Genomic DNA, 9,770 nt, shown 5'->3' with positions numbered 1-9,770 from the left:
GCCGAACGGCCGCCGAAGTCGGCTGGCGAGGGACCGATCCCCGCCCGCTCGCCTTTTGCCCGCCCGTGCGCGCCGCGCACATCGGCGGCCGCACCTCTTTACGGATCCGCGCCCTACGGGAGGGCGATGGCAGATCTCACGCTCTACGAGCTCGAAGGCTGTCCGTACTGCGCGAAGGTGAAGACGAAGCTGTCCGACCTCGACTTGGAGTACGACTCGATCATGGTCCCGCGCTCGCACAGCGACCGCACCGAGGTCGAGGAGGTCTCCGGACAGACCGGCGTGCCCGTCCTCGTCGACGAGGAGCACGGGATCGAGGGGATGCCCGAGAGCGACGACATCGTCGAGTACCTCGAAGAGACGTACGGCGGCGCGAGCTAACGCTCGGACGCGGGGACGCGAGCCACCGTCGAACGAGAGCCTATTTATTCGCCCGCGGCGAGGTGACCCGCGTGCGACTCGTACACCGTCCCGACGCGTCGGGCGACCGGACCGAGACCGTCCTCGCGAGCGACGTCGACGTCGCCCGCTCGACGCTCGAACAGGCCCGCGGGCTGATGTTCCGGCGGTCGGTCCCCGACGACTACGCCCTCGTCTTCCCCTTCGACGAGCCCGAGACGCAGTGGCTCCACATGCTGTTCGTGCCATTCGCGATCGACGCGGTGTGGCTCGTCGACGGCGAGGTGACGGCGGAGAAGCGACTCGCGCCGTTCGTGGGACTGGGCCGCGGCCGCGCCGACACCGTCGTCGAGCTGCCGGCCGACGCGGCGGAGTCGGTGACGGTGGGCGACGAGCTCCGGCTCGCGGAGTGAGGCGCGCGCCGTCTCGCGGAGTCGTGAGCGCCGGAGCGACCTCGGCGTCGACGGGGCGACCGCGTCACCCCCGTCCGGCTCAGTCGTCCGGGCTGAACAGTTCGGTGTCGTCGATTGGCGGCGCATCGGCGACGCGCAGGGACAGCTCGATCCGGCTTCCGCCGGCCTTGCTCTCGGCGATGTCGAGGCTCCCGCCGCCGGCGGTGGCGATCCAGTTCACGTACCAGAGCCCGAGCCCGCTCGCGTGTTCGAGCGGCGTCTCTTCGCCGGTGAGGACGGCGCGCTCGGCCGGGGGGATCCCCGGCCCGTCGTCCGCGACGACGAGGGAGGCCCACGACTCGCTCGGGAGCTCCGCGGCCGAGACCCGGACCCGCGGCTCGTCGGCGTCGTTGTGGCGGATCGCGTTGTCGACGAGCTCGGTGATCGCCTCCGGGAGGAACGCGACCGCCGAGACGACGATGTCGTCCGGGATGTCGACATCGACGGTGGCCCCGTCGAGGACCGCCGGGTCGACCGATTCGAGGGCGGCGTCGACCGCGGGCGCGAGCGCGATCGGTCGCGCCGACGGGCGCTGGGAGAGCAGCCGCTCGACCTTGCGAGAGGTCTCGCCGAGGCGCAACAGCCGCTCGGCGGTGGCGACGACCCGTCCGAGCTGCTCGGTGAGCTCGGGGTCGTCGACGGCCTCGATGGCCTGTCCGGTGAACCCCGTGACCACGTTGAGGTCGTTCCGGAAGTTGTGCCGCAGCACGCGCGTCAACACGGCGAGCCGCTCCTCCCTGAGGGACGCCTCGGTGACGTCCTCGCCGACGCCGACGGCCCCCACGACGCGGTCGCCGTCGGTCACCGGACCGACGGAGAGCCGATAGGGGACGCGTTCGCCGGAGCGGGTGAGGAGGCGCGCCTCGCGGGAGACCGCCTCGCCGTCGCGATACACCCGAGTGAGGGCCTCGCTGATCGCGTCGCGCGTCGCCTCGTCGAACAGCGACGTGAGCGCCCGTCCGGAGAGCGCGTCGGGTGCGTACCCCGTGTCGGCCGCGAGCTCGTCGTTCCACCGCGAGAGCGTTCCCTCCTCGGTACAGCGGAACAGCGCGAGCGGGACGGTGTCGGCGAGCGCGTCGACCAGTCGGCGCTCGGTGTCCCGCTCGGACTCGGCGGCGACGCGGGCGGTGGCGTCGGAGAGTCCGACGACCAGCCACTCGGACCCGGCGATCGTCGCCGTGTGGAGCGCCGCATCGACCCGGAGCCTCGGATCGCCGAGACGGAGGTCCCACTCGAACCGCTCGGCCGCGTCGGTCGCGCCGTCGGAGCCGGGCGTCTGGGAGGCCGCCGCGGCGGCGACGTCAGCGATCGGCTCGCCGGAGACGGTGACGTCGGTCTCGCCGAGGTCCGGGAGGCCCATCAGCGTCAGCGTGCCGCGGTCGTGGCCGACGAGGTCGGCCGCCGGCGCGTTCGCGGCGCGGACGGCCAGCGTGTCCGGATCGCAGGCGAGCGTCGGGGTCGGAACCGCCTCGACGAAGGCTCGGAGGATCCCCGACGGAGCGGCGTCGCCGCTCGACGGCGATCGGTCCTCGGCCGACGAGTCCGGGTCGCGGTCACCCATCTGTCGGTAATCGAGACACTCCGCGCATATGTGTTTGTGGATTTATGAATTGCGGCGGAATCGAACCGAGCGCGGCGCGCCGGCGGTCAGTCCGCTCTGGCCTGCCAGTCGCGAACGGTGTCGGGCCCAACACCGTCGACGTCGGCCGCCAGACTGTCGGGATCGGCGGACTTGAGCTCGTCGACGCCGTCGACGCCGGCGTCTTTCAGCTTCGCGGCGGTCTTCTCGCCGATCCCCTCGACGGCTTGGAGCTCCGACCCCTCCTGCCGGGCCGTGAACTCGCGGTAGTTACAGATCGGACAGCCCAACTCCCACGGCTCGTCGCCGGAGTGGACGCGGAGGTGCGGGAGGTCGTGTTCCTCGCAGGTCTCGTCGGTGACCTCGATCTCGCCGCGCCGGGGGAGCGGCAGCGAGTAGTCGCAGTCGGGGTAGCGCGTACAGCCCACGAGCCGCGAGCCGGAGCGGAGCCGCTTGACCGCGAGCTCGCCCCCGTGTTCCGCCCCGCAGTCGGGACACGTCCCGATCACCTCGTCCTCCTGCTCGTCGGCCTCGTCCGCCTTACACTGCGGGCAGCCGTGGACGAACGTCTTCCGGCCGGCGAGCATCTTCACGTGACGGAGGTCGTGTTCGTCGCAGGTCTCGTCCAAGAGGAGCGGCTTTCCGGTCGACGGGAGCGGGAGGGTGTACTCGCAGTCGGGATAGCCGTCGCAGCCGACGAAGTACGACCCCTGCCGCGACTTGCGGACGAGGAGATCGGACCCGCACTCCGGACACGGGCCGAGGGTCTTGTCCGCCTTCAGCGAGGTCTGGAGGTGGTCGCCGACCGCCTCGCGGGAGTCGGTGAGGTCGTCGAACACGCGCGAGAGCAGCTCGCGGGACTCCGCGGTCACCTCGTCGTACTCCTTCTCGCCGGCCGCGATGGCCGCCATGTCCTGTTCGAGCTGGGCGGTCATCTCCTCGCTCACGATCCGGTCGGCGAACTCCTCCGCGGCCTCGACGACCGCCTCGGCGAGCCGCGTCGGGCGGGGCGGGTCGCTCTCGACGTAGTTGCGGTCGTACAGCTTCTCGATCGTGCGGTGCCGGGTCGCCTTCGTGCCGAGCTGCCGCTTCTCCATCTCCTCGATGAGCCGGGACTGCCCGTAGCGGCGCGGGGGTTGGGTCTCCTTCCCCTCGGTGGAACGGTCCGACAGCGACAGCGTCTCGCCGACCTCGACGTCCGGGACGATCCGCTCGTCGCTGGAGCGGTACGGATACACCTCGTGGTAACCCGCCTCCAGCAGCCGCTTCCCGTTGGCCTTCAGCCGCAGCCCGCCGTCGGCGGCGAGGTCGGCCGGCTCCGCCGCGTCGTCGGTGTCGCGGAGCGCGGCGAGCCCGTCGGCGCCCGCGGCGATCGGCGTCGCCTCGCCGTTCGCGAGCGCGACCACGCGCAACCGCTCCCACGTCGCGGGGTCGGCGCAGGTCGCTAGGAACCGGCGGACGATCAGCTCGTACACCTCCCACTCGTCGTCCGAGAGGTCGGTGGCGGCGGGCAGCTCACCCGTGGGGTGGATCGGCGGGTGGTCCGTCGTCTCCTCGTCGCCCTCGGTCGGTTCGATCTCGCGGTCCTCGTCGAGCAGACTCGCGGCGTCCTCGCCGAATGTCGGCGAGTCGCCGAGGTCCGCGATCAGCTCCCCGGGCTCCAAGTCCTCCGGGTACACCGTGTTGTCGGTCCGCGGGTAGGTGACGTAGCCGGCCGTGTAGAGGTCCTCCGCGAGCGACATGGCGCGCTGCGCGGAGTAGCCGAGCGACCCCGCGGCGCGGATGAACGCGGTGGTGTTGAACGGCGTCGGCGGGTCGTCGGTCTGTGTCCGCCGGGTGACGTCGTCGACGGTCGCCCCGTCGGCCGCGTCGAGCGCCTCGGTGAGCGTCTCCGCGACCGCCTCGTCCCAGACACGCTCGCGCTCGTTGCCCTCGTCGTTCAGGTAGAAGTAGCGCGCCTCGAACGGGTCGCCGCTCGACTTCGCCAGCTCGCCCGTCAGCCCCCAGTACGACTCGGGGTCGAACGCCTGGATCTCCCGCTCGCGGTCGACGATCAGCTTGAGGGTCGGCCCCTGGACCCGACCGACGGAGATGAAGTCGTCTCCGAGCTGGCGCGCGGACAGCGAGAGGAACCGGGTGAGCGCCGCGCCCCACGTGAGGTCGATTGTCTGTCGCGCCTCGCCCGCGGCCGCCAGCTCGAAGTCGAGGTCGTCGGGGTTCGCGAACGCCTCCTGCACCTCGTTCTCCGTGATCGAGGAGAAGCGGACGCGGTCGACGGGCACGTCCTCGTTCACCTCGCGGACGAGCTCGTACGCCTCCTTGCCGATCAGTTCGCCCTCGCGGTCGTAGTCGGTCGCGATGACGACCCGCGAGGCGTTGCGGGCGAGCCGGCGGAGCGCGGCGACGATCCCCTCCTGCGTCGGCGTCTTGGTGACGGGCGCGTCGATGAGTTCGACCGGCTCCACGTCGCGCCAGTCGTTGTACTCGGCGGGGAAGTCGACGCCGACGACGTGGCCGGAGAGCCCGATACACCGCTTGCCGCCCCACTCGTAGACGTTGACGTCGTTCATCCGCTCCGCGGTCGCGGACTCGCCGCTCAGGATGTCGGCGATACGCCGCGCCGCGTTGTCTTTCTCCGTGATGATTAGTTCGGGGCCGCGACTCATTGCGGCGAGATACGCCGCTCCCGGGTCTAAAGCTTTCGCGACGCGAAATCAGCGGCAGGCGAGGGGTCGAACGACCGGTGAGAAGGGACCGGGACGCGACCGGTCACCGGGCCGCGTCGTCGGACTCGGCGAGGAACTCCGCGTCTGTCGCCTCCCCGTACGGTTCCGGCGGTTCGTCGTCCGCGTCGAGTTCGCGCCGTGCGAGGTGGTTCTCGAGTTGGCGGCGCTTGTTCCTCCCTTTCCGCTCGCGACCCGATTTCGTGTCTGGCATCGTCACCCGTGTCAACAATACCCACACATATGAATCTTGTGTCGGTGTGCGGACGTGTCGAGGCGGGCCGAACCGGACGCTTTCGAAGCAGATTCGGCCGACAGCAGCGGTGTGATAATCAAACACCCACTATATCTGCCAGAGGCTCTCACGAGTTAGTTGCGGTGGCGCGTGCCGACGAGCGCCCGGAGGGCGCGATGCCGCACGCGCGAGGGACGCGGTGAGCGACGGGCGACCGAAGGGAGCCCGGAGTGAACCGCGAGGCTGGGGCGGTGTGAGGTGCGGTGCTGTGTGGTCGCGGCCGCCCCTGTGGAGGTAATCGTCGGCGAGCAATAGGTGTCTGCGTCGAGCCGAGCGGCTGGGGCTTTGGAGGTGATCGTCGCGGCCAGACCCGCCCGTCGCTGTCGCTCCTCGCTCGTTATTGCGACAGTGGAGCGCCAAGAGAGGGATTTGAACCTCAGTCGTTCCGCTCGCTGCGCTCGCTTCACTCCCTGGTTCAAATCCCTCCGTCAGGCTTTTCGACGAACAGGTCGCTTCGCTCGCCGTGTCGTTCGTCGAAAACGCCAGGAGAGGGATTTGAACCCCCGATCCCGGATGGGAACACGCTTTCCAGGCGTGCGCCTTACCACTCGGCCATCCTGGCTCACTCCGTGCTACTCCGGTGCGACTGTTAAGTCCTTCTTTTCGCTCGCAGTCGGGCCTCGGCGAGGTAGGAGAGACCGGCCGACGCGGCCGCGACCCCGAGCGCGACGAGCGCCAGTCCGCCGATCCCGACCGGCAGCGACCCGGGGCCGACGAGCCGGTACCCCTGCGCGAGCACGAGGAAGGCGAACCCGCCGACGGCGCCCCACAGCGCCGCGGACCGCAGGCGAGCGCGCGGCGTGGCCGGGGCGCCGGGCGCGCGGCCGCCGCCGCCGGAACCGGAGGGGTCGTCCCGGTCCGTCTCGGCCCCGCGCCCGCCCTCGCCGTCAGACATCTACTCGACGACGGCGACGGCCTCGATCTCGACGCCGGCCCCCTTGGGGAGCGCGCCCGCTTGGACCGCCGAGCGGGCGGGAGGCGCCTCGTCAAAGTAGTCGGCGTACGTCTCGTTCATCTCGTCGAAGTCGTCGATGTCGGCGAGGAACACCGTCGTCTTGAGCACGTCCTCGGGCCCGGCCCCCGCCTCGTCGAGCACCGCGAGGAGGTTGTCCAGCGCCTGCTCCGTCTGGTCCGCGATCGACGCGTCGGCGAGGAGTTCGCCGTCGGGCGTCAGGGGGATCTGCCCGGCCGTGAACACGAGGTCGCCGTCAGTCGTCGCCTGGCTGTACGCGCCCACCGCCGCCGGGGCGTCGTCCGTGTGGATCGTCTCCTTCATGCGGGTGCGCCTTCGACCGGCGGCCTCAAGAGTACTCTGGAGCAGCCCGCCGACGGGCCCGTCGGAGCGCGGCCGGTGGACCCACCGTCAGACACAAGACTCCGGGATGGTAACATGACACGTATGACGGGTGATCAGCTCGTGCCCCTCGCCGCGATATTCGTCGGCGTGGCGGCGCTCAACCTCGCGGTGACGTGGCTGCTCGTCCGCCGGAACCGCGACCCCGCGGAGCTCTTCGGCTCGGTCGCGGCCCGTTCGTCGGAGCCCGACGGCGACGGGGAAGCGGCCGGTTCGGCGGTCGCACGCGACCGCAGCGCGGTCGGGGGTCCGACGGACGAGTCAGCCGACGCCGGCGACCCGCCGCTGCTCGACGCCGACGGAGAGACGGTCGTCTGCCGGCACTGCGGCGCCGAGAACCGCGCCGGCTACCGGTACTGCCGGTGGTGCGTGCGGTCGGGATTCGTCGACGACGGCGCCGGCGTCACCGCGGGAACGGCGATGACCGACCGGTCGCTATAAGCTGTCGCGACGGGCGCCCCGACGGCGACGACGAGGAACGGGCCGCGTAGACGGCGTCGATCCGGAGTGGACCGCTCAGGCCGCGTCGATCCGACAGCCAGCGGCGTAGTCGATCCCGTCAAGCGTGTCGATTCCGTCGTCGCCGCACACCGGGCAGTCCGGGTTACGCGCGTACGGGACCGTCTCGAACGAGAGGTCCATGGCGTCGTAAAACAGCATGCGACCGACGAGCGGGTCGCCGACGTCTATGATCAGTTTCACCGCCTCCGTCGCCTGGAGACACCCGACTGTCCCGGGGAGGACGCCGAGGACGCCGGTGCTGGCGCAGTCCGGTACCGTTCCCGGCTCCGGCGGCTCCGGGAACAGACAGCGGTAGCAGGGGCCGTCGGGCGAGAGCGTCGTCACCTGCCCCTCGAACTTGTAGATGGCGCCGTGCGAGACGGGGACGCCCTCGATTCGGGCGGCGTCGTTCACCACGTACCGGGTTGCGAAGTTGTCCGAGCAGTCGACAACGACATCGTAGTCCGAGATCAGTTCGCGGGCGTTGCCCGCGTCGAGTCGCAGGTGGTGGCGCTCGACATCCACGTCGGGGTTAAGATCGGCGACGAAGTCGGCGGCCGAGTCGACCTTCTGGCGTCCCACGTCGCCGTCGCCGTGGATGACCTGTCGCTGGAGGTTCGAGCGCTCGACGGCGTCGTCGTCGGCGATCCCGATCGCGCCGACGCCCGCCGCCGCGAGGTACTGGACGACGGGCGCGCCGAGCCCGCCCGCGCCGACGACGAGGACGCGGGCGTCGAGCAGTCGCTTCTGCCCCTCCGGACCGACGCCGTCCAAGATGACGTGTCTGGAGTAGCGGTCGAGTTGGGTCGCGTCGAGCGAGAGGCTCATGTCCGTGACCTGTGCGGGCGCAGATATAATCGTGTTCCCGGCGGCGACAAAGACGCGGCGCGGCCGACACTCGCTCCGTCGGCGACGGCTCTGGACCCGACGCCGACGCTTACTCCCCCGACGCGGTCACGGCGTCGGTCATCCAACAGTCGTCGACGCTGCCCAGCGAACTGTTCGTGGTCGCGCTCCCGCCGCCGACCCGGACGAGGCGGAACTCGTAGCGCCCGGTCACGGTGCCGTCCTCGCGCGTGACGACTTCGACCGCGGCGGTCCCGTCGGCGGTCTCCGGCACCGAGTACTCCGCGGTATCGTACGTGAGCATCGGGCCGTACCGGGCGGTCTCGAACAGCTCGACGTACTCGCCGACGGGTCCGACGACCTGCCTGTTCTCCGGCGACGCGAACGCCCGGAGGGTCCGGATGCCGTCGTTCGTCGCGTTGTCGTTGTACCGGAGCGCGTTCATCTGGATCTGGACGACCTGGAGCGCGGACCGCTCGCAGGTCGGGGACAACGCCGTGTTCCGCGCGGCCTCACCGGTCGGGTCGCCGTCGGCGGCCGACACGGTGTTCCCGCCGTCCGAGTCCGTGCCGCTCGCGTCGCCGCCGTCGTCCGTCGACCCTCCCGCGTCGGACGGCGAGTCGATCGCCCCGTCGTCGCCGGCGATCCCGCCCGGCCCGCCGATCCCGGCGGCGCCGGCGGCGAACCCGGCCCCGGCCGCCGCGACGAGGAGCGCGACGACCGCGATCGCGGCGACGACGGTCCGGCGGGACGGTCGATCGCTCGCGGCGTCGGCGGTCGAACCGTCGCCCGGCTCACCGCTCTGGGGTGGATCGGGGTTGGAGTCGCTCGGCCGGTCGTCAGCTCGCGACGCGCCGGGCGAGTCGGCGACGTTCCGATCGGTGCGATCGGCGTCGCTGCGGCCTACCGGTCCCGACGCGCCGGCGGCCGTCGCCCCGCCGGCGGGATCACTCGCGTCGCCATCGCCCGAGGCGTCGTCGCCGCTCGCGCTGTCGACGGTCCGGACATCGTCGGTCGCCTCGTCGTCGGTGGCTAGCGATCCGTCGCCGGAATCGGTCGTAGCGCCGGCCTCGGGAGCGACCGCGTCGTACGATGCGGACCGAACGGGGACACCGAGAATCCGGTCCGCGATCTCGTCCGCCGCCGCCGGCGGGACGGCGTACAGGAGCCGCCGTCGGAGGTCCGCCGGAGAGACGACCGTCGAGTCGTCGAGCGTCCCGTCGTCAAGCAGTGAGTCGCTCGCGACGACGACGGCGTCGGCCGGGCCGTCGGGGACGCGGCCGTCGGCGGCCGAGGCGACGAGCAGTTCGGTCCGCTGGTCCTCGTTTCGCACGGTCACTCGGGGCGGATCGGCGTCGGCCGCGTCGGCGGTCGCCGCGTACGCGTCGGCGACGAGCGTCGCGAGCGCGTCCGTGTCGAGCGACCTGAGCGCGGTCGCGAACGCGTCGGGCGGAATCGGGGTGGTCCCGGTCACGTGGCGATCGCCATGACTACAGTTGGTATGTGCCGCGGTATCTTTGCTCTTGCGCCGCCCGCCTCCGGGGCCCGGCGGCGGGAACGGTCGGGCGCGGTAGACGACGAGCCCGTCGGGGCACGGGGGGGGCGAGCGGCGCGTCCGCTC

At 71.3% G+C, this 9,770-nt stretch carries 10 protein-coding genes and 1 tRNA gene; 3 read left to right on the top strand and 8 right to left on the bottom strand.

All coding sequences use genetic code 11. From position 1 onward, the window contains the following. Window positions 1-126 precede the first annotated feature (126 nt). On the top strand, window positions 127-381 hold the full coding sequence (locus B9G49_RS14490) for a glutathione S-transferase N-terminal domain-containing protein (RefSeq protein WP_086216845.1): 255 nt from the start codon (window positions 127-129) through the stop codon (window positions 379-381). A gap of 62 nt (window positions 382-443) precedes the next feature. Next, the gene (locus B9G49_RS14485) at window positions 444-812 is read left to right on the top strand and encodes a DUF192 domain-containing protein (RefSeq protein WP_086216844.1); all 369 of its coding nucleotides are present in this window, start codon (window positions 444-446) and stop codon (window positions 810-812) included. A 79-nt stretch (window positions 813-891) separates the two neighbouring features. Here the strand turns inward: B9G49_RS14485 and B9G49_RS14480 are convergent, their stop codons facing one another. From B9G49_RS14480 to B9G49_RS14460, 6 genes are all read right to left on the bottom strand, one after another. Then, the gene (locus B9G49_RS14480; RefSeq protein WP_086216843.1) at window positions 892-2,412 is read right to left on the bottom strand and encodes a PAS domain S-box protein; all 1,521 of its coding nucleotides are present in this window, start codon (window positions 2,410-2,412) and stop codon (window positions 892-894) included. 86 nt (window positions 2,413-2,498) lie between these two features. Next, entirely contained in the window at window positions 2,499-5,096 is a 2,598-nt protein-coding gene (locus tag B9G49_RS14475; RefSeq protein ID WP_086216842.1) for a DNA topoisomerase, read from the bottom strand. A gap of 103 nt (window positions 5,097-5,199) precedes the next feature. Beyond that, window positions 5,200-5,367 (bottom strand): hypothetical protein, encoded by a 168-nt coding sequence (locus B9G49_RS16850; protein ID WP_167373069.1) that lies wholly within the window; start codon window positions 5,365-5,367, stop codon window positions 5,200-5,202. A 561-nt stretch (window positions 5,368-5,928) separates the two neighbouring features. Then, window positions 5,929-6,010 (bottom strand) — tRNA-Ser (locus tag B9G49_RS14470). Window positions 6,011-6,037: 27 nt separating this feature from the next. After that, window positions 6,038-6,343: a hypothetical protein gene (locus B9G49_RS14465; protein ID WP_086216841.1), complete on the bottom strand. Its 306-nt coding sequence runs from the start codon at window positions 6,341-6,343 to the stop codon at window positions 6,038-6,040. Beyond that, complete coding sequence (locus tag B9G49_RS14460; RefSeq protein ID WP_086216840.1) at window positions 6,344-6,724, bottom strand: Rid family detoxifying hydrolase; 381 nt, start codon at window positions 6,722-6,724, stop codon at window positions 6,344-6,346. A gap of 123 nt (window positions 6,725-6,847) precedes the next feature. Here B9G49_RS14460 and B9G49_RS14455 point away from each other — a divergent pair, with 123 nt between their 5' ends. Then, complete coding sequence (locus tag B9G49_RS14455) at window positions 6,848-7,243, top strand: zinc ribbon domain-containing protein (protein ID WP_086216839.1); 396 nt, start codon at window positions 6,848-6,850, stop codon at window positions 7,241-7,243. 75 nt (window positions 7,244-7,318) lie between these two features. Here the strand turns inward: B9G49_RS14455 and B9G49_RS14450 are convergent, their stop codons facing one another. Continuing rightward, window positions 7,319-8,131 (bottom strand): molybdopterin-synthase adenylyltransferase MoeB, encoded by an 813-nt coding sequence (locus tag B9G49_RS14450; protein ID WP_086216838.1) that lies wholly within the window; start codon window positions 8,129-8,131, stop codon window positions 7,319-7,321. Window positions 8,132-8,240: 109 nt separating this feature from the next. Continuing rightward, window positions 8,241-9,623, bottom strand: a complete 1,383-nt coding sequence (locus tag B9G49_RS14445; RefSeq protein WP_086216837.1) for a hypothetical protein — start codon at window positions 9,621-9,623, stop codon at window positions 8,241-8,243. Window positions 9,624-9,770: the final 147 nt, after the last annotated feature.

This window comes from Halorubrum sp. SD683, from assembly GCF_002135045.1.
GTDB classification, from domain to species: Archaea; Halobacteriota; Halobacteria; order Halobacteriales; family Haloferacaceae; genus Halorubrum; species Halorubrum ezzemoulense.
The sequence above is the reverse complement of the archived record's forward strand: the minus strand, read 5'-3'. Positions and strand labels throughout refer to the sequence as shown.